The sequence below is a fragment of the Streptomyces sp. NPDC007095 genome (genome assembly GCF_040634475.1).
Lineage (GTDB): Bacteria > Actinomycetota > Actinomycetes > Streptomycetales > Streptomycetaceae > Streptomyces.
Map to the genome: position 1 here is coordinate 38,286 of NZ_JBEYFS010000052.1, position 20,433 is coordinate 58,718.

Genomic DNA, 20,433 nt, shown 5'->3' on the forward strand with positions numbered 1-20,433 from the left:
ATGCGGTCATAATGAGGCCATGCCCCGCCAGTTGCCCAGTGTTCTCACCCCTCCCGACTGGCTGGTCAGGAACCTCCGGCCGCAGCAGGCCCCCATCCCCTGGGCCGCCGCCTCGCGCGCCGCGATCGCGCTGGCCCTGCCGCTGGCGATCGGCCTCGCGGCGGGCGAACCCGCCTACGGCGCCCTCGCCTCCATGGGCGCCCTGTCCGGCGTCATCGGCGACACCGCCGACGCCTACCGCATGCGCGTCCTCAACATCGCGGTCCCCCAGCTCTTCGGCGCGATCGGCGTCACCATCGGCTCGCTCGTCTTCGGGCACGGCTGGGTCGCCGTCGGCGCGGTCACCGGCGTCGCGCTCGTCTCCGGGATGATCTCGACGATCGGCGCCGTGGCCTCCGTGTCCAGCCTGCTGCTCCTCCTCAACTGCTCCATCGGCGCCGGGCTTCCGCTGCCGGGATCCTGGTGGCTCGCGCCCGTGCTGATGTCCGGCGGCGGCCTTCTCGTGCTGGCCCTCGCCCTGCTCGCCTGGCCGCTGCGCTCGGGCGTCCCCGAACGGGCCGCCGTCGCCCACACCTACCGGACCGTCGCCGACCTGCTCGCCGCGACCGGCACCGAGCGGTACGTCGACGTCCGCTTCGCCGTCACCCAGTCCCTCAACCAGTCCTACGACCTCGCCCTCGCCCGGCGCGCCTTCCACCACGGCCGCAGCCCCGAAGTCGTCCGGCTGCTCGCCCAGCTCAACGCCATCACGCCCGTCATCGAAGCCGCCCCGGCCGTCCACCAGTTCAACGAGCCGCTGGCCCCCGAGGTCCCGGACGCCCTGCGCCACCTCGCCCACGCCGTCGAGACCGGCTACACCGGCCCCATAGGGCTCGGCCTGCCGGCCCCCACCAACGAGACCGCGCGCGCCGTCGACCACGCCCTGCGGCACGCCGCCGACGTCGTCAGCGACCGGGACGCCGACAAGGCGTCCCTCCACAACGTCGACGACCGCCTCGGCAGGCCCGCCGCCCTGCGCGTGCGCGCCACCCGCGCCGCCCGCAACGTCCTGCTGTCCGCCGCCTCCTGGCGCTACGGCCTGCGCCTCGCCCTGTGCATCGGCCTCGCCCAGGCCCTGGTCTCCCTCGTCCCGGTGCCACGCTCGTACTGGGTCGCCCTCACCATCACCTTCGTCATGAAGCCCGACTTCGGCTCGGTCTTCTCCCGGGCGCTGCTGCGCGCGCTCGGCACGGTCGCCGGGCTCGTCGTCGCGGCCGTCGTCCTCGCCCTGGTGCCGCTCGGCTGGTGGGACGTGCCGGTCATGTTCGTCCTCGGCCCGCTCATCCCGGTCCTCGGCCCACGCGGCTACGGCTACCAGACCGCCGCCGTCACCCCGGTGATCCTCCTCCTCTCCGACGTCCTCAACCACCTGGGCACCGCCCTGCTCGTGCCACGCCTCGTCGACTCCCTCATCGGCTGCGCGATCGCCCTCGTCGCCGGCTATCTGCTGTGGCCGGAGAGCTGGCACACCCGGGTCGGCGACCGCCTCGCGGACACGGTCGCGGACACCGCCCGCTATGTGGAGTACGCCTTCGGGACGGACGTCGACCCCGCCGCCCGCGCCCGGATGCGGCGCCGCCTCTACCGCGACCTGTCCGCCATCCGTACGGAGTTCCAGCGCGCCCTGAGCGAACCGCCGCCGAACGGCCGGCGCGCCGCCGCCTGGTTGCCGCTCGTCGTCGCGACCGAGCGGATCGTGGACGCGACCACGGCCGCCGGGGTACGGCTCCGGCACGGAGCCCAGCGCCCCTCACCGGCCGAGATCTCCCACGTCGCGCTGCAACTGCGGGAGCTGTCGGACGGGCTGCGCGAGACCGACACCCTCATCGCGGTCCGCACGGATCTCACGGGGCCGGCCGACAGTGTGCTGGAGCCGCTGCGCCAGGAGGTCGCGGCGGCCCGCGCCATCGCGTCGCCGCGCTGACCGGTCCGGAAACAGGGGGTGCGGGCCGCCCGTGCAGGGAACGGCCCGCACCTGTGGGGGGTCGGCACAGCAGTCCCCGGCGTACCGCGAGTGGCTGGAACGCAGCGGCGTGGACAACCCCGTCCCAGCCCTCCCCTGAGCCCCGTACGCGACTCCCTCGACGACGCCCGCGACCTCAGACCCCGATGTCGCAGCCGTCCGTGCGCCACACCGAGACGACCGCCGGGCGCACGATCCTCCCGGGTCCGTCGGGCCAGTTGCTCGCCGGTTTCTCCACCGACGCGCCGTCGATCTCGCCCGGGTGCTGGACCGCGACGAGTACCCGCCGGTCCTGGATGATCGGCCCGCAGGTCTCCGCGCCGGTCGGCACCGTCAGGAACTGCTTCAGCTCACCGCGCCGCTCGCCCTTCGTCGCCACGCCCAGCAGGCCGTCGTGCGAGCCGAGCTGGTTGCCGTCCGTGGAGATCCACAGGTTGCCGTGCGGGTCGAAGGCCACGTTGTCCGGGCAGGAGATCGGGCTGACCTTGTCCTTCGGGAAGCCCGCGAAGTAGGTGGCGGGGTCGGCCGGGTCGCCCGCGACCAGGAACAGCGACCAGCCGAAGGCGGTCGCCTCGGCACGGCCTCGCCGCTCGGTGAGCTCCAGGATGTGCCCGTGCTTGTTGGCGTTGCGCGGATTGGCCTCGTCGGCGCCCGCGGACCCGGCCTTTCCACGGTTGGTGTTGTTGGTCAGAACGACATAGACCTTGCCGGTGTGCGGGGAGGGCTGGATGTCCTCGGGCCGGTCCATCTTGGTCGCGTCGACCTTGTCACCGGCGAGCCGCGTGAAGACGAGGACCTCCTCGGCCGTCATCCCGTCCACGTGCGAGACGGCCCCGCGGGCGGTCGCGGTGGCCAGCGGAATCCACTCACCACTGCCGTCGAACTCCCCGTCCGCCGGAAGCTTCCCGCTCCCGTCGATGTCGGCGGCGGGGGAGTCGCCGGTCAGCCGGGCCACGTAGAGCGTCCCCTCGTCGAGGAGGGAGAGGTTGTGCTCCCGCACGGAGCGCGAGGAACCGTGCCGCATCCGCTTGCTGCCGACGAACTTGTAGAAGTAGTCGAAACGCTCGTCGTCGCCGGTGTAGACGACGGGCCGCCCGTCGTCCGTCAGCCGCACGGTCGCGGCCTCGTGCTTGAAGCGGCCCAGCGCGGTGTGCTTGCGGGGCGTGGAGGCCGGGTCGTACGGGTCGAACTCGACGACGTATCCGAAGCGGTGCGACTCGTTGGGCTCCTGCGCCACGTCGAACCGCTTGTCGAACCGCTCCCACTTGCGCTCGGTCGCGCCCGTACCGAGCCCGTACCGCTTGTCGGTGTCACGGCTCGCGTTGGCGAAGTACTGGTTGAAGTTCTCCTCGCCGTGCAGCGTGGTGCCCCAGGGGGTGGTGCCGCCGGAGCAGTTGTTGAGCGTGCCGAGCACCTTGCGCCCGGTCGGGTCCGCGGAGGTCTTCAACAGTTCCGATCCGGCGGCGGGGCCGGTGAGCCGGAACTCGGTGGTGGCGGTGACGCGACGGTTGAGGACGTGCCGGGTGACGGCGGTGAGCCTGCCGGTCCTGCGGTCCTCCTCGACCACGACGGCGGACAGACCGTGGGCGGCCCACGCCACCTCGACCTGCTCACGGGTGGGGTTCGCGGGGTCGTACCCGCGGAACATCAGCACCTCGTCGGTGTACTCGTGGTTCGCCACGAGGAGCTGCCGCCCGCGCTCACCGGGCAGCGGGAGGAGGGCGAGGAAGTCGTTGTTGTAACCGAACTGGCCGGCCTGGGCCTTGGCGGTCTGGTGCTCCGGGTCGAAGGCGGGAGCACCGCGCAGGATGGGCTCACCCCAACGGATGATGACATTCTGGCCATATCCGCCGGGGACGGTGACGGCGTCGGCGGTGTTGGGGGCAACGGGGCTGAACCGCAGCCCGCGCGCGGCCTTTTCGCCGGTATGTCCGTCATGGTTCGCGACACCCCTTCCCGTGGCCTGAGTGGCCTCCGCGGCTTCCGCGACCTGGGCGCCGGTACCGACGACCGCCGCACCCGTCGCCGTGGCGACCGTGACGACGGCCGCGGCCCGCATCATCGAACGGCGGCCCATCGCGCCGGCGATGACATCACCGACGTACGCGTTGTCGCTGGTGTTGGGCACCTCGTGGAAGCAGGCGTCACCACAGCGGAACCGACAGGTCAGGGCGGATCGCCCGCCGGGATGCGAGCCGGGTGTTCCGATCAACGGCAGCAGTCTGCGCACTTTACTCTCCCCTTACGAACCCTTGGTGTGAGCGTGACGCTAGGGGGGTGCGGGTGCGAGCACCCTGCGGCCGGGTGAACGGAGTGTGAACCTCCCGCTCTCGCAGGGGTCTTGATAACGCTCTTGACACCGCTACCTGTCGGTACCCGACCCTGCCCAAGATCGCCGGAGACGGCCGCTAACCTTACGTGTCCGTCCTGGCCAGGGATTGACGGCTTCAACTCATGCGAAGGGTTGCGCACATGGGCATTCTCACTCTCCTGCGGAACGCGTTCGGCCGCTCACGCCAGGGGCGTGACGCCGACGCGGAGACCTCGCCGACGGAGGCTACGGCCCCCACGGTCCCGGCCCCGGCCCCGGCCACCGAGCAGGAGCCCACGCCGGCTCCTGCCCAGGAGGCCGAGCCGAAGATCCCCGCACCTTCGTCGGAGCCGGAGCCGGCGTCGACGCCGAAGCCGAAGCCGGAACCCAAGTCGTCCGTGGTGGACGAGCTGGTGTCGGCGGCCTTCGACAACGTCACGGTCCCCAAGCCGGCGGAGCCGGTACTGGAGGAGAAGACGACCGAGGAGACGAAGGCGACCGAGGAGGAGAAGGCCGAGCAGGAGCCGACTGCCGCTTCCGCCTCCGCCTTCGCTTCGATTCCGGCTCCGGCACCGGACCCCGAACCGGTGACCACGGCCGACGTCGAGACCGAGGTCGCGGTGGAGCCGGTGGCCGAGACCGAGCTCGGGGCCGAGGTTCCGGCCGAGCCTGAGGTCACGGCGGAGCCGGTGGCCGAGACCGAGGTCGACGAGGCAGAGGCTGAGGCCGTGGTGGAGGCGCCCGCGCCCGAGCCGGAACCCGTGGTCGAATCCGAGCCGGTCGCCGAGACCGCCGAGGTGTCCGCCCCGGAGCCCGAACCCGAGGCCGAAGAGGCTCCCGCGCCCGCCGCCGAAGAAACCCCGGAACCGACCACCGCGGAAGCCCCCGAGCCCGAGGACGAAGAAGCCCCCGCGCCCGCCGCCGAAGAAACCCCGGAACCGACCACCGCGGAAGCCCCCGAACCCGAAGACGAAGAAGCCCCCGCGCCCGCCGCCGAGGAGACCTCCGAGCCGGTCGCCGAGGAAATCCCCGCCCCGGTCACCGCTGAGGTCGTCCCGGCCGAACCGACCGCCGAACCGACCGCGGAACCGGTCACCGAACCGGTCACCGAACCGGTCGCGGCCTCGGCGGACGAGCCGACGGCCGATTCGGCGGACGACTCCGCGAACGAGCCCGTGGCCGCCGACGGCGATCAGCCCCAGGCAGGGCCGCCCGCACCCGCCGACGAGAGCGTCACGGGTGGTACGGGCGGGGAAGAAGACCCGGCCGAAGGCGAAGCCGAGGCCGAGGCCGGCACGACCGCCACCCCCGCCCCCCCCCACACCCACCTGAAGACCCACGCCCCCGACCTCGCCACCGCCTACCAAGAAGCGGGAACGGCCCTCGCGAAGAGGGACCTCACCGGTACCCGTGCCAAGGTCTACCTCGTCCTCGACCGCTCCGCGTCCATGCGCGCGTACTACAAGGACGGTTCCGCCCAGGCCCTCGGCGAACAGGCCCTCGCCCTCGCCGCCCACCTCGACCCCGAGGCCAAGGTCCAGGTCGTCTTCTTCTCCACGGAGCTGGACGGCACCGGCGAGCTCACCCTCCCCGAGCACGAGAACAAGATCGACGCCCTCCACGCCGGCCTCGGCCGCATGGGCCGTACGAGCTACCACATCGCGGTGGAAGAAGTCGTCACGCACCACCAGAAGTCCGGCACCACGGACCCGGCCCTGGTGATCTTCCAGACGGACGGCGCCCCGGACGCCAAGACCCCCGCCACCCAGTCCCTCACGGACGCGGCGAAGGACCACCCCACGGTGTTCTTCTCGTTCGTCGCGTTCGGTGAGCACGACAACAAGGCCTTCGACTACCTCCGCAAGCTGAAGACCGACAACACGGCCTTCTTCCACGCGGGCCCGACCCCGCGCGAGCTGACCGACGCGGAGGTCTACGAGGGCGTACTGGAGAACTGGCGCCCGTAGGGCCTCGCAGGACCCCGTAGGCCCAACAGGAACCACACGCGGCCGCCCGTTTCCCACCCCTTGAAAAGGGGAAGCGGGCGGCCCACCCATGTCGGCTACGATTTCAAGGTTCGCAAGACGACCGACGGTACGACCAGAACCGACGATCGTCACCCCACGTAACGACACGTAACGACTTGGGAGCAGCCGCGATGGCTCGACACCTCATCACCAGCGCCCTTCCGTACATCAACGGGATCAAGCACCTGGGCAACATGGTGGGGTCCATGCTCCCGGCGGACGTGTACTCCCGGTACCTCCGCCAGCGCGGCCACGACGTCCTCTACATCTGCGCTACGGACGAACACGGCACCCCGGCCGAGCTGGCGGCCAAGGAGCAGGGCCTCCCGGTCGACGAGTTCTGCGCACAGGCGCACGACGCGCAGAAGGCGGTGTACGACGGCTTCGAGCTGGCCTTCGACTACTTCGGCCGCAGCTCCAGCCCGCAGAACCGCGAGATCACCCAGCACTTCGCGCGCCGCCTGAACGAGAACGGCTTCATCGAGGAGCGCGCGATCCGCCAGGTGTACTCCCCGGCGGACGGCCGCTTCCTCCCGGACCGCTACGTGGAGGGCACCTGCCCGCACTGCGGCTACGACAAGGCCCGCGGCGACCAGTGCGAGAACTGCACCCGCGTCCTGGACCCGACCGACCTGATCAACCCGCGCAGCGCGATCTCCGGCTCGACGGACCTGGAGGTCCGCGAGACCAAGCACCTCTTCCTCCTCCAGTCGAAGCTCCAGAGCGAGGTCTCGGAGTGGGTGGCGCGCCACGAGCACGAGTGGCCGCAGCTCGCCTCCTCCATCGCCCGCAAGTGGCTGACGGAGGGCCTGCACGACCGGGCGATCACCCGTGACCTGGACTGGGGCGTCCCGGTCCCGGCCGACACCTGGCCGGAGCTGGCGGCGGAGGGCAAGGTCTTCTACGTCTGGTTCGACGCGCCGATCGAGTACATCGGGGCGACGAAGGAGTGGTCGGACCAGGACCCGGAGAACCGCGACTGGAAGTCCTGGTGGTACGAGGCGGACTCCGGCGAGAACCCGGTCCACTACACGGAGTTCATGGCCAAGGACAACGTCCCCTTCCACACCGTCATGTTCCCGGCCACCGAGCTGGGCGTGCGCGAGCCGTGGAAGAAGGTCGACTACGTCAAGGCCTTCAACTGGCTGACGTACTACGGCGGAAAGTTCTCCACGTCCCAGAAGCGCGGTGTCTTCACCGACCACGCGCTGGACATCCTGCCCGCGGACTACTGGCGCTACTTCCTGATCGCCAACGCCCCCGAGTCGGACGACTCGTCCTTCACCTGGGAGCACTTCACCGCCACGGTGAACAAGGACCTGGCCGACACCCTCGGCAACTTCGTCAACCGCGTGCTGTCCTTCTCCAAGAAGCGCTTCGGCGAGGAGGTCCCGGCGGGCGCCGAGGCGGGCGAGGCGGAGGCGAAGCTCGGCGAGGAGATCGCGGGCCTGCTGGCCGAGTACGAGACCCAGATGGAGGCCCTCCAGTTCCGCAAGGCCGCGGCGGCGCTGCGCGCCCTGTGGTCGGCGGGCAACTCCTACCTGGAGGAGAAGGCCCCCTGGCTGGAGATCAAGACCGACCCCGAGGGCGCGGCCCTGACCCTGCGCACGGCGATGAACCTGATCCACCTCTACTCGGTGGTCTCGGAGCCCTTCATCCCCGCGTCCTCCCGCGCGATGCGCTCGGCGTTCGCGCTGACGGACGACACGGCGGTGTGGGTCTCGGCGGACGAGGCGAGGTCTCTGTCGGCCGTCCCCGCGGGCACCCCCTTCACGGTTCCCCCGGTCCTCTTCGCCAAGATCACGGACGAGGACCTGGAGTCGTACAAGGAGCGCTTCGGCGGCGCACCGGAGTAGCGACGACACAGAGCGGGGCCCGGCACCGAGGAGGTGCCGGGCCCCGCTCCGTTCCTGTCGTCCGTACCCCCTCCGTCTCACCCCTCGGCCGGAAACCGACCCCGCTGGTGACATGCTCTTGACCACCCGTATGGTTTCGCCATGGCAGTCCCTCCGGTCATCCCGATCGCCTACGAGCCGAAGTCCCGCACCGAGAGCATCGGTCGCTACGCGGACGGCCAGTTCCTGGCGTCGATCACCTACGCCTTCCCCGAGGGCTACCGTCCCGACGATGGCTGGGAACAGCACAAACGCCTCTACACGGTGCTGCACACGTTCGACGCCGGGGGCCGCTACCGCGACTCGGAGATCTGGTGCGCGGGCACCTGGGCCGAACAGCAACTGGCCCCGGACGGACCGGACTCGGTGCTCTCCCGGGCCAGGGCCCATCTGGCGAAACTCCTGCGGAGCCTGCCCCGCCGCTCCTACACGGACATCGCGGTCCGCCCCTTCCAACGCACCGTCGACGGCGTGCTGTTCGGCCTGGTGATCAGGGAGGACGAGGAGGAGGCCTGGGCAGAGCTCTACCCGGACCGCCTCGCGTTCGCCGAGCCGTGGAACGGCCAGTACGACACCTGAGCCGCGCGGCGGCATCCGAGGACTGGGCACCCGGGGCTTTCCGCCCCCGGGCGCCCTGGCGTCCCCTACGAGGTCAGGACCGCACCGGTGGTAGTGGCCAGCTCCGTCGGCAGGTTCTTCGCGGAGGTCTGGAGACCGGCGTTCAGGGTCGGTGTCCAGTTCACCGTCGTCTTCAACGTCTTCGAGTTGGCGGCGTTGTACGCGGCGACGAGGTCGGTCGAGGTGCCGTTGACGAGGTTGCCGCCGCCGGCGACCGAACCGGTGCCGTCGCCGCTGAGCAGCTTGGAGATCTTCCCGCCCGTCGGGACCTTCCAGTAGTTGTCCTCGGCGACGACCTGGGCCTTGGCACGGGAGTTGATGCTGTAGAGGGGCGCGTACCCGTTGACGGTCGTGGTGTCGAAGTAGTTGTTGTAGATGTGCACCTGCCCGATCCGGGTCAGGGGAGCCCTCTGAACGATCCCCTTCCACACGTTGTGGTGGATGGAGACGCGCAGCTTGCCGACGCTGTCGGTGTCGCTGCTGCCGATCAGCATGGTCTTGTCGTGGTTGGTGAACTGGTTGCGCTCGACGGTCACCAGGTCCGAGCCCTTGGTGATGTCGAGGTCACCGTCGTGGATCTGGTACTCGCGGCCGTAGTACTTCGGGTTGGCGCTGTCGAAGTGCGACGCGTCGGTGAAGGTGTTGTGGTCGGCCCACACGTGCGTCGCGCCGCGCAGGGTGACGGCGTCGTACTGGGAGTTCCAGTTACCGCTGTCGCCGTCGGTCGGGTCCCACTGCGGGAAGCAGTCCTCGGTGGCGGAGAAGGTCAGATTGCGGATGATGACGTTGTCGACGCTCTGCACCTGCAGACTGCCACCGGTGATCCCGGCCTTGGTGCCCGGCACACCCACGATGGTGGTGTTGGCGGGCACCTTGAAGACGATGTTCTTCGCCTGCTTCTGCTGCGCGGCGTCGCGGGCCTTCTCCTGCGTGCCGGAGGGCAGCTTGGAGGTGCCGTACGTGGCCGGGTCGTAGGCCTTCAGATAGGCGGCCAGCGAGTACCCCGTACCGGCGGAGTAGTCGGCGCAGGTCAGCTTCTTGCCCGAGTCGTCGGTGTTTGCGTCGATGACACCCTTGACCTGAATGATCTTGGGCGTGGAGTTGTCGGCCTTGCCCAGCGCCTTCACGAGCTGGGCGCGGGTGCTGACGGTGTAGACGTGCGAGGAGTCGGCCTGCGAGCCGCCGGTCGTCCCGGACCCGGATGCCGCCCAGCCGTCCTTGGCGGGCAGCACCTGGTGCGCGAGGTCGACCGTACCCGCGTTCGCGTTCATCACGAACGCGACGGCGCCGAGGCCCGCGGCCGTGAAGGCGGCGGCAGAGACGATGACGGCGCGACGCTTACGGAGGGACCTGCGGTGCGAGGGGGATGCCACGGATGAGTCCTTACGTGGTTGTGGAGCACGTGTGGTGGTGCACGAAGCCCCGCTGAACGGTGCTTCTGACTCATCAGTGGCCGCGGAGATCCGAAAGGTTGCCGGCCTTTTCAACCCGCCCGGCGGAGGATGCCGTCACCCGTTCGAGGAGGCACCCGTGCGGATGCGTGAGAGCAGCGCGGCGAGAGTGCGGGGAGAGAGGGAGAGTATTCGGCCGGGGTCGTCGCTCTCGCGGAGGAGCAATGTGCTGTCGTGATGGGCGAGTTCGACGCACTCGTCCCCATCGCCGCCTCCGGAGTAGGAGGACTTCTGCCACTGGATCACGCGCTACAACTCCTTCGCCATACGGTGTATGAAGTCCCGCGACTTCGCTGGGTCGAGCGATACCGACTCCACCTTACGAAAGAGCGTTCGGAACCGGGCGAGCTGAGACTGTGCGTCCAGAAACGGTCCGCCATGCGGCGCGTCACGCTTCGCGGTGTCCAGTTGGGGCACGGGACCGCCCGCGTAGAACATCGAGGTGTTGGCACCGGCGAAGCCGTCCACGTCGAAGGGGATGACACGGACCGTGACGTTCGCACGCTCCGACTGCCTCAGGATTTCGTCGAGTTGGGCTCGCGCTGCCTGCCGATCGGCCACGCGCGTCCGCAGCACGGACTCGTGGACGACCGCCTCGTACGAAACCGCCTCGTCCCGCTCGACAACAATCCGCCTGCGCATGCGGTGAGCGACTCTTGGCTCCAACTCACTCGCCGGCAGCTCCGGAACCATGTAAGCGAATACTGAGCGGGCGTACTCCTCGGTCTGCAACACGCCCGGCACATGCGCAGTGGAGATCACGTTCAGGAAGCGCGCGTGATGCTCAAGCTCGGACAGATCCAGGAAACCGAGCGGAAGCACGCCCCGAAACTCCTCCCACCAGCCTCGCGTACGATCCGTCGCCATCGCGACCAGCGCGTCGATCAACTCCTCGTCCGCACAGGCGTACAGGGACGCGAGCCGCCGTACGCGCTCCTCGCTGACGCCGGAGAGCCCGGACTCGACCTGGCTCATCTGCGCCGAGGTCGATGACAGAAGCCCCGCCGCCTCACGCGCCGACATTCCTGCCGCGTCCCGCAGTTTGCGCAACTCGGCACCCAGCCGCACCTGACGCGCGCTGGGCTGACTCCTCGGCGCCATGCGACTCATCTCCTCAACGGGTCCTCGTTCGGGTGTCAGGCTACGCGAACGACTTGCAGCGGGAGAAATTTCTCCTCTACCTTCAGTGACGCGACGCACACTCTGCGAAACCCCGGGGCACCGGAAGCGCACCGCACCGTCATGCCACGACGGTCGCGACATGCCACCGCCGTCCCCACTCCCACCTCGCCCCCAGGAGTCCCGCATGCATGAACCCCAACCGGCCCCCGCACCCTGGGAGTACACCCTCTACATCCCCAACGACCCCCGGGCCGTCGCGATCTGTCGCCGTACCGTCCGCCTGATCCTCGCCGCCCACGACCTCCCCCACTTCACGGAAGCCGCCGAACTGCTGGCAACGGAGCTGGTCACCAACGCCGTTCAGCACACGAAGGGCCCCGCCGCGCTACGCCTCCGCGCGGAGAACGGCACGCTGCGCATCGGCGTCTGGGACGCGGACCCCACACCACCCCGCCCGACCCGACACCCCACCCAGGACGTCGAATCGGGCCGCGGCCTCGCGCTTGTCCACAGCTGTGCGGACACCTGGGGATGGGTCCGCCAACGGGACGTCAGGAACATCATCGGCACCGGCAAGTACATCTGGTGCGAACTGACCGCGGCGGCGTGAACGTTCCTTCCGTCCCGGAAGAGTGATCCCGTCCCTTCGACCGAACGCCCGGCTCGCGATCCCCCCAGGTTCCGAATCCAGCGCGCCGGCCGGGCACAGGCACGACACGGAACAGAATCGAGGCGAACAACAGGTGGTACTGAAAGTCGGAGGCATCGTGGGCAGCCACTTCCCCGGCCGTGGGACTCTCATCGAGGAGACATTCCTCCGCGGCGTCACCGCCGGCCGGATCGAGGAGCGGGCTTCACTGGTCCTGCGCCTGCTGGAGAAGCGGCACATCCCCACCCCGGCCTCCATCCGAGAACGCATCAGCTCCTGCCACGACCCCGTCACCCTGCTCCACTGGGTGGACGAGGCCCTCACCGTCTCGAGCGCCGAGGACCTGTTCGACCGGTTCCCCGAAGGGCTCAAATCAGAATCCTAGGTAGAATCAATCTACGTAGAATGAATCTACCTAGGCCGGGAGATCCCATGCCCACCCCCTTCGTCGGCCGCAAGGCCGAGCTGGCTCTCCTTCGCAAGCGTCTCGACCGCGTCACGACCGCCGGTGCCGGGGTCGCTGTGGCCATAAGGGGGCGCAGACAGGTTGGGAAGTCAAGGCTTGTCCAGGAGTTCTGCGACCTGGCCCGGCGGCCGTACGTCTTCTTCAGCGCGACCAAGGGCGCATCCTCGTTGGAAGCGATCACCGACCTCACGGCGGAGCTGCGGGAGTCCTCGCTGCCCGCTGACCCCGAACTGGTGCCGACGGAAGCCCCCACCAGCTGGCCCGACGCGTTCCGGGCGCTGGCCGCCGTGCTGCCCGACTCGCCGAGTATCGTCGTTCTCGACGAACTGCCGTGGCTCGCCGAGCAAGACCCCGTGTTCGACGGAGCGCTGCAGACCGCATGGGACCGGCTCCTCGCCACCCGGCCGGTACTCCTCCTGCTGCTCGGCAGCGACCTGCACATGATGGAGCGGCTCACGGCGTACGACCGCCCTTTCTACGGTCGGGCCGACAGCCTGGTCCTCGGCCCGCTCAACCCGGCCGAGACGGGGGACGCGCTGGGGCTGAACGCGGCGGACGCCATCGACGCGCACCTCGTTTCCGGTGGTCTGCCCGGTGTGCTGCGCGCCTGGCCGCACGCCACTCCCTCCCTCGACTTCATCAAGGCCGAGTGCGCCGACCCGGCCTCACCGCTTTTCGGTGTCCCCGAAGCGGCGCTCCTGGCCGAGTTCCCGGCCCCCGACCAGGCGCGCCGGGTCCTGGAGGCGGTGGGCAGCGGAGACCGTACGTACGCCAACATCGCCGCGACAGCCGGCAGCCGGAGCGGAGCCCTGCCGTCCGGAATACTGTCCCCCCTGCTGCGACGCCTCACCGACGAGAAGCGGGTGCTCGCCTCCGACTCGCCCCTGTCCACCGCCCCCGGCAAGCCCGCCCTCTACCGCGTGGCCGACAGCAACCTGCGTCTCTATCTGGCCGCGACGCGGTCCGCGCAAGAACTGTCCCGGCGCGGGCGCCCCGAAGCCGCGTACCGAATTGTGGAGCGGCGTTGGACGACATGGCGGGGACGAGCCGTCGAGCCCCTGATCCGTGAAGCGCTGGAACTGGCCGCGGCGGCCTGCGAAGGCTTCCCCCGGCCCGATACCGAAGTCGTCGGCGGCTGGTGGAACCGGCAGTTCTCACCAGAGATCGACTTGATCGGCGCGGATCGCGCGCCCGTAGCCGGGAGCGTGTACTTCGCCGGCTCCGTGAAGTGGCTGGCCTCCCCCTTCGACCGGCACGACCTGGCAACGCTTGCACAGGGCGCCGCACAGGTCCCGGGGTTCACGCCCGGCGTCACTGGTCTGGCCGTGGTGTCCCTGTCCGGTACGACGGCGCTCGAAGACGAGATCGAGCTGCTGTGGGGTCCAGAGGATGTCGTCTCGGCCTGGCGGCCCTGAGGCGTATCTCTGCGAGCCCCGGCACCCCTGCCCGGAAACGTCACTGGCGTAGGGCCCGGAACCAGTGGAGTTCCGGGCCCTTTGGGCCGAGCGAGCCGGTGGGTCAGCTCGCCGAGGGCGACGCCGACGTGCTCGGCTGCGTGTCCGTGCTGTCGTGCGTCTCGTCCGGGGCCACGCCCATCGTCAGGTGCGCGCGGACTCCCTTCGCGATGTTCTTCTTGTCGTACTTGAGGTAAAGGAGGCCGCCCGTGTGGCCGTTCTGGGGGTAGATCGTGTCCTCGGTGAGCGTGGTGCGCGTGGTGGTGTTGGTGGAGTACGGCGAGACCTCCGCCGACGCCAGCACCGACTTCTCGTCGAAGAAGAACTGGCCCGTGTGGCAGGTGTGCCCGCCCTCGTAGCCCGCGTCGGACCAGGTGCCGTCCACGTGCACCTTCGTGTGGATGTGCACGGCGCGGCCCTGGTACCAGCCCGGGAAGATCGTCTTGAAGGTCACATAACCGCGTTTGTCCGTCTTCCAGGTGCCCCGGAGGTAGCGCTCGTCGTCGGTCGGCTCCGAGTGGCCGCCACCCGTGCCGCCGGAGGGCGCGCCGGACGGGGGCTCACCCGTGGGCGTGCCCGAGGGGGCGTCGGTCGGGGCGCCTGAGGGCGGGGTGCCGCCGCCACCGCCGCTGCCCATCGCCTCGTAGCCGGAGTAGACGCCCAGCGCGGTGCAGTGCCAGATGTCGACCGCCGCGTTCTTCACGGGCTTACAGGTGTCAGCGTCGATCACCTTGAGTTCGAGGGTCATCGGAATGCCCTCCTTGCCCTCGGTGATGTCCTGCCGGATCTTGTCCGCGTCGATGTAGTAAGGACCCTCGGTGGTCTCCGAGGTCAGGGTGTAGCACGTCTGAGACGCCGTGGCGGAAGAGGAGGCAGAGGCCTCCGTCGTGGTCTCGCCCGCGAACGCGTTCACGGCGAGTCCGCCGCCCACACCCACGGCCGCGACAGCCGCGCCACCTGCGACGACGACTTTACGTCGGGTCATGTTCCGCTTGTGCGCCGGTTCTTGTTTCTCAGTCATGTGCAGGGACGCTAGGGACGCCGCCTGTCAGCAACATGGGTGCGGACTGTGGTTTTGCGTGGACACGCAAAAGTGGCTCGGAACCGGCGACGGTTCCGAGCCACTGAGGCAGGGAGGGGTACCTGGAAATGCCCCTGCGAGGACTACTTCGGCTGCGGCTTGCGCACCGAGAGGTGCAGCTCCCGCAGACGGGTCTCGTCCAGCTCCGTCGGCGCGCCCATCATCAGGTCCTGCGCGTTGCCGTTGAGCGGGAACGCGATCGTCTCGCGGATGTTCGGCTCGTCCGCGAGGAGCATGACGATGCGGTCGACGCCCGGGGCGATACCGCCGTGCGGCGGGGCGCCGAAGCGGAAGGCGCGCAGCATGCCGGCGAACTGCTCCTCGACGGTGTCACGGTCGTAGCCCGCGATCTCGAAGGCCTTGAGCATGATCTCGGGCTCGTGGTTGCGGATCGCGCCGGAGGACAGCTCGACGCCGTTGCAGACGATGTCGTACTGCCAGCCCAGGATGTCCAGCGGGTCCTGGGATTCCAGCGCCTCCAGGCCGCCCTGGGGCATCGAGAACGGGTTGTGCGAGAAGTCGATCTTCCCGGTGTCCTCGTCCTTCTCGTACATCGGGAAGTCGACGATCCAGCAGAACCGGAAGACGTTCTCCTCGAAGTTGCCCGAGCGCTTCGCGGCCTCGACCCGCACCGCGCCCATGATCTTCGAGACCTCGTCGAACTCGCCCGCGCCGAAGAACACCGCGTGGCCGGGGGCCAGGGAGAGGCGCTTGGTCAGCTCGGCGACGTTGTCCTCGGTGAGGAACTTGGCGATCGGGCCCGTCAGCGAGCCGTCCTCACCCACCCGGACCCAGGCCAGGCCCTTCGCGCCCTGCTCGACCGCGTAGTCGCCGAGGCCGTCGAAGAACTTCCGGGTCTGACCGGCGACGTCCGGCACCGGCAGGGCACGTACGTGCTTGCCGGCGAAGGCCTTGAACTCCGAGCCCTCGAAGATGTCGGTGATGTCGACCAGCTCCAGCTGGGCGCGCAGGTCCGGCTTGTCGGAGCCGTACTTCAGCATCGCCTCGCGGAACGGGATGCGCGGGAAGGGGGAGGTGACATGACGGCCACCGCCGAACTCCTCGAACAGCTCCGTCATCAGCTTCTCGATGGGCTGGAAGACGTCCTCCTGCTCGACGAAGGACATCTCCACGTCGAGCTGGTAGAACTCGCCCGGCGAGCGGTCCGCGCGCGCGTCCTCGTCGCGGAAGCAGGGCGCGATCTGGAAGTAGCGGTCGAAGCCGGAGATCATCAGCAGCTGCTTGAACTGCTGCGGGGCCTGCGGCAGGGCGTAGAACTTGCCCGGGTTCAGACGGGAGGGGACCACGAAGTCGCGCGCGCCCTCGGGAGAGGTGGCGCTGAGGATCGGGGTCGCCATCTCGTTGAAGCCCAGCGCCGTCATCTTGTGACGGATCGCGGAGATCACGGCCGTACGCAGCAGGATGTTGCGGTGCATGCGCTCGCGGCGCAGGTCGAGGAAGCGGTACTCCAGGCGCCGCTCCTCGTTGACGCCGTCCTCGGCGTTGATCGTGAACGGCAGCGGGGCGGCGGCGCCGAGCAGCTCGACCTCGCTCACCTCGACCTCGATCTCGCCGGTGGGCAGGTCCGGGTTGACGTTCTCCGCGCCACGCGAGACGACCTTGCCGTCGACGCGGACCGTCGACTCCTTGGAGACCTTGTCGAGGGCCTCGTAGGCGGGCGTGCCGGGGCGGGCGACGAGCTGCGTGATGCCGTAGTGATCGCGCAGATCGATGAAGAGGATGCCGCCCAGGTCTCGGCGATTGTGCAGCCAGCCGCTCAGCCGGACGTCGCTGCCGACGTCAGAGGCGCGGAGCTCGCCGCAGGTGTGGGACCTGTACCGATGCATCGTCGTTCATCCAGTCTTCGCAGATCGGGGTCTGTTTCACATGAGCTTGGGTCTGTTTCACGTGAAACTTCCGGGCCGACGCCCGGATCCCCCAAGGGTACCGGCCACCCAAAGATCACCACCCCGAATACTCTCGGTGGCACCTTCCGATCACCTCTTCATACAGTGGGTCAATGCGCACTGGTGAGCCCCTGCCCGCTGTGGGGGACGTACTGGCCGCCCTTGCGACCGGCGTGTGGCGCTGGGACAACGCACACGGGCAGGTCACCGTCGACGCCGAGGCCGCCCGGCTCCTCGGGTTGCCCGCGGAAAGGGCGACCGTCACCGAGGTGGCCATGCGCTCCCGGTTCCACCCGGCCGACTGGAACGAGGTCGTCAGCGTCGTACAGCTCGCCGTCGCCGAGGACACGCTCGCCGAGGTCCGGCTGCGGATCATGGACGAGCACGGGCGGGTGATCCGTACCGTGCGCAGCCGCTCCAAGCCGACCGTCGACCCCGAGAGCGGGGAGTTCCTGCTGTTCGGCACGCTCCAGGAGGTCACCGAGCCCTCGGGGGCCACCGCCGCGCGCACCCCGCTCACGGGCGACTGGCGCCGCTCGCGCGAGGCGTTCCTGCTGGACGCCGGGCGGGCGCTGGCCGAGGCACGGTCCACGGCCGAGGTACTGCGGGTCGCGGCGGGCCTGTCGATGCCGGGGTTCACACCGGACGGGCTGGCCGTCTTCGGCGTGGACGGGGACCGGCTCACCGTCATCGGCCACCACGGGCAGAAGCCGGGGGACGAGGGCCCTTTCACGCATATGTCCTTGTCCACCGACTACCCGGCCGCGGAGGTCGTCCGCACGGGCCGGGCCGTCTACCTTTCCTCTCCGGAGGACTACAAGGAGCGCTATCCCGTCTCCTGGCCGCTCGCCCAGCACTTCGGGCGGGAGTCCTGGGCCTTTCTGCCGCTGACCGTGGCCGGGCGCACGATGGGCGCGTGGATGGCGGCCTTCACCTACCCCGTCAGCTTCACGCCCGATGAGCGCTCGGTGCTGACGACCGTGGCCCGGATGCTCGCTCAGGCCCTCTCCCGGGCCGTGGCAGCCGAGACGGAGCGGGAGCTCACCGACGGCCTGCAGCGCTCGATGATGCCCACCCTCGGCCCGCAGATGCCGGGCATGGAGGTCGCCGCGCGCTATGTCCCCACCGGCGGCGGCCTCCAGGTCGGCGGCGACTGGTACGACGTGATCCCGCTGCCGACCGGCCGCTTCGCCCTGGTCATCGGTGACGTCCAGGGCCACGACGTGCGCGCCGCCGGGCTGATGGGCCAGCTCCGTATCGCCCTGCGCGCGTACGCCTCCGAGGGCCACCGGCCCGACGCCGTCCTCTCCCGGGCCTCGCGGTTCCTGTGCGGGATCACGGACTCGGTGACGTACGGCTCCACCGGCGAGAGCGGCGGCAACACCGCGGACCCGCGCTTCGCGACCTGCCTGTACGTCGAGGTGGACCCGGCGACCGGCATCCTGGACTTCGCCCGCGCGGGGCACCCGGACCCCGCGATACGCATGGCGGACGGGACGGTGCTGATACGGCCCACGTCGGGCGGACTGCCGCTCGGCATAGACCCGGACGCCGACTACCCCACGACCCGGCTCGCCCTGGAGCCCGACGAGACCATGCTGCTCTGCACCGACGGGCTGATCGAGACCGGCGGCCACGACCTCGACACCGGGTGGCGCCGTATCCGCCACATCCTGGAGTCCCATGACGGCGACATGGAGGAGCTCGCCGACGCGCTGGTCCAGGGCGTGCACGGCCCCTCCTCGCACCACACCCCCGGACCGCTGGCCGACCGGCGCGAGGACGACATAGCGGTGCTGCTGCTGAGCCGGCAGGGCAAGGGGTACGGCGACACGGTCGCGGCCCCGCTCTCCCCCTCGGTGCGCCGCACCGCGCTGACCGTGGCGCAGGCCGAGCCTGAGCGGATCTCGGGGGCCCGCCAGCAGCTGCGCGAGATGCTGCACGACTGGGCCTCCGCCGACCAGCGCGACTCGGCGGTCCTCCTCGTCTCCGAGATGCTGACCAACGTCCTCGTCCACACCGACACCGACGCGCTGCTCGTCGCCGAGGTGACCGGCGGTACGGACGACCGCCGGATGCGGATCGAGGTCACCGACGCCAGCGACGACCTGCCGCACCGCCGCCACCCCGGCGAACTGGCGTCCTCCGGACGTGGGCTGGTGCTCGTGGAATTCCTCGCCGACTCCTGGGGCGTCGACCCACGGGGCGAGGGCAAAAGCATCTGGTTCGAGTTCTACGAGTCCGGTTGAGACGAGGAGGCCGGTGGAGACGGGGAGGCCGGTGGAGACGGGGAGGCCGGTGGAGACGGGGAGGCCGGTGGAGACGAGGCGTCCGGTGGAGACGGGGAGGCCGACTCGTAGTGGGTCCGTAGCTCCGCGAGGACCCCGAAGCCGGCAGCCGTCAGCGGTACGGCGAGCAGCATGCCCAGGATGCCCGCGACGGACGCGCCCGCCGTGATCGTCAGCATCACCACCGCCGGGTGCATCTGCACGGTCCGGCTCTGGATCATCGGCTGCAGCACATGCCCTTCGAGGACCTGCACGGCGAGAACGACCCCGAGCGCCCACAGCGCGATCACGAACCCCCGGTCGGCGAGCGCTACCAGCACGGCCACCGCGCCGGAGAGGAAAGCGCCGAGGTAGGGGATGAACGCCCCCACGAAGACCAGCGCACCGAGCCCGGCCGCGCCCGGGACGCGCAGGATCAGCAGCCCGATCGTGATGCACAGGGCATCGATGAGGGCGATCACCGTGGTCCCGCGCATGAAGCCCTCGACGGCGCCGAAGGCGCGCCGGGCCATGGCCTCCACCGTGTCCGCGGTGCCGCGCGGCGCCAGCGAGCGCAGCAGCCCCGCGGTGCGGTGGGAGTCGCGGAGGAAGAAGAAGACGAGCAGCAGTGCCAGTACGGCCATGGCGATGGACTCGCCCACCACGCTCACGCCACTGATGACATTGGACGCGGCCGTCCCGCCGAACTTGGTCAGCAGGTCCTTGGCGTTGGCGGCGAGGTCGTCGAGGGAGGTGCCCGCCGCGCCGAAGTGCTGGGCGACGGACCGCGCGGCCAGCCTGAGGGAGGCGATGATCTGGTCCCCGGTGTCGATGAGCGCGGCGACCACGATGTAGACGGCGCCGCCGACGACCACGACCACCGCGACACAGGTGAGCCCCGCGGCCAGCGACCGGTTGACCCCGACGTACACCAGCCGCCGGTACATCGGCCCGAGCAGCGCGGTGCCGAGCAGCGCGAGCAGCACGGGCACGATCGCCGTACGGAACTCCCCGCACAGCCGGATCCCGACCCACGCCACACCGGCGACGAGCAGGATCACGGCGCACCAGGCGGCCAGCCGCCGGGCGCCCTCGGGGAAAACGGGTGGGCTTCACCGCATCAACCCACTGACCTTTGACTTATCCGGCACGCCGATGCTGTTTGGGACGAGACCGTTTCTCG

The 20,433-nt window shown here is 69.9% G+C and carries 15 protein-coding genes; 8 read left to right on the forward strand and 7 right to left on the reverse strand.

The annotated features are described in order from the left end of the window. Positions 1-19: 19 nt before the first annotated feature. A complete protein-coding gene (locus ABZ656_RS19515) occupies positions 20-1,963 on the forward strand; it encodes an FUSC family protein (RefSeq protein WP_101399295.1) in 1,944 nt (647 codons plus the stop codon). A 175-nt stretch (positions 1,964-2,138) separates the two neighbouring features. Here ABZ656_RS19515 and ABZ656_RS19520 read toward each other — a convergent pair whose 3' ends face one another. After that, the gene (locus ABZ656_RS19520; RefSeq protein WP_360269453.1) at positions 2,139-4,232 is read right to left on the reverse strand and encodes a PhoX family protein; all 2,094 of its coding nucleotides are present in this window, start codon (positions 4,230-4,232) and stop codon (positions 2,139-2,141) included. 242 nt (positions 4,233-4,474) lie between these two features. On the opposite strand from ABZ656_RS19520, the gene ABZ656_RS19525 reads away from it, so the two are divergent. The 3 genes from ABZ656_RS19525 to ABZ656_RS19535 all read left to right on the forward strand — a co-directional run bounded on the left by ABZ656_RS19525 (position 4,475) and on the right by ABZ656_RS19535 (position 8,814). Next, complete coding sequence (locus tag ABZ656_RS19525; RefSeq protein WP_360269455.1) at positions 4,475-6,280, forward strand: VWA domain-containing protein; 1,806 nt, start codon at positions 4,475-4,477, stop codon at positions 6,278-6,280. 191 nt (positions 6,281-6,471) lie between these two features. Further along, positions 6,472-8,196: a methionine--tRNA ligase gene (gene metG / locus ABZ656_RS19530; protein ID WP_360269457.1), complete on the forward strand. Its 1,725-nt coding sequence runs from the start codon at positions 6,472-6,474 to the stop codon at positions 8,194-8,196. 141 nt (positions 8,197-8,337) lie between these two features. Continuing rightward, on the forward strand, positions 8,338-8,814 hold the full coding sequence (locus ABZ656_RS19535; protein WP_168493721.1) for a hypothetical protein: 477 nt from the start codon (positions 8,338-8,340) through the stop codon (positions 8,812-8,814). A gap of 65 nt (positions 8,815-8,879) precedes the next feature. Here the strand turns inward: ABZ656_RS19535 and ABZ656_RS19540 are convergent, their stop codons facing one another. From ABZ656_RS19540 to ABZ656_RS19550, 3 genes are all read right to left on the reverse strand, one after another. After that, complete coding sequence (locus ABZ656_RS19540) at positions 8,880-10,226, reverse strand: pectate lyase (RefSeq protein ID WP_360269459.1); 1,347 nt, start codon at positions 10,224-10,226, stop codon at positions 8,880-8,882. A 135-nt stretch (positions 10,227-10,361) separates the two neighbouring features. Then, positions 10,362-10,550 (reverse strand): DUF397 domain-containing protein, encoded by a 189-nt coding sequence (locus ABZ656_RS19545; RefSeq protein WP_101399283.1) that lies wholly within the window; start codon positions 10,548-10,550, stop codon positions 10,362-10,364. Between the two features lie 3 nt (positions 10,551-10,553). Further along, entirely contained in the window at positions 10,554-11,405 is an 852-nt protein-coding gene (locus ABZ656_RS19550; protein ID WP_101399281.1) for a Scr1 family TA system antitoxin-like transcriptional regulator, read from the reverse strand. Positions 11,406-11,610: 205 nt separating this feature from the next. Here ABZ656_RS19550 and ABZ656_RS19555 point away from each other — a divergent pair, with 205 nt between their 5' ends. The 3 genes from ABZ656_RS19555 (at position 11,611) to ABZ656_RS19565 (ending at position 13,956) form a co-directional block, all read left to right on the forward strand. Next, the gene (locus tag ABZ656_RS19555; protein WP_360269462.1) at positions 11,611-12,036 is read left to right on the forward strand and encodes an ATP-binding protein; all 426 of its coding nucleotides are present in this window, start codon (positions 11,611-11,613) and stop codon (positions 12,034-12,036) included. Positions 12,037-12,193: 157 nt separating this feature from the next. Beyond that, complete coding sequence (locus ABZ656_RS19560; protein WP_360269464.1) at positions 12,194-12,460, forward strand: hypothetical protein; 267 nt, start codon at positions 12,194-12,196, stop codon at positions 12,458-12,460. A gap of 47 nt (positions 12,461-12,507) precedes the next feature. Then, the gene (locus ABZ656_RS19565; RefSeq protein ID WP_101399276.1) at positions 12,508-13,956 is read left to right on the forward strand and encodes an ATP-binding protein; all 1,449 of its coding nucleotides are present in this window, start codon (positions 12,508-12,510) and stop codon (positions 13,954-13,956) included. 103 nt (positions 13,957-14,059) lie between these two features. Here the strand turns inward: ABZ656_RS19565 and ABZ656_RS19570 are convergent, their stop codons facing one another. After that, positions 14,060-15,016: an intradiol ring-cleavage dioxygenase gene (locus tag ABZ656_RS19570; RefSeq protein WP_360269466.1), complete on the reverse strand. Its 957-nt coding sequence runs from the start codon at positions 15,014-15,016 to the stop codon at positions 14,060-14,062. Between the two features lie 143 nt (positions 15,017-15,159). Then, complete coding sequence (aspS, locus tag ABZ656_RS19575; protein ID WP_054234171.1) at positions 15,160-16,923, reverse strand: aspartate--tRNA ligase; 1,764 nt, start codon at positions 16,921-16,923, stop codon at positions 15,160-15,162. Positions 16,924-17,096: 173 nt separating this feature from the next. Between aspS and ABZ656_RS19580 the strand changes: the two genes are divergently transcribed. Next, complete coding sequence (locus ABZ656_RS19580) at positions 17,097-19,232, forward strand: SpoIIE family protein phosphatase (protein ID WP_101399270.1); 2,136 nt, start codon at positions 17,097-17,099, stop codon at positions 19,230-19,232. Here the strand turns inward: ABZ656_RS19580 and ABZ656_RS19585 are convergent. After that, entirely contained in the window at positions 19,217-20,329 is a 1,113-nt protein-coding gene (locus ABZ656_RS19585; RefSeq protein ID WP_360269471.1) for an AI-2E family transporter, read from the reverse strand. The two genes, ABZ656_RS19580 and ABZ656_RS19585, sit on opposite strands and share 16 nt — an antisense overlap. Positions 20,330-20,433 lie beyond the last annotated feature (104 nt).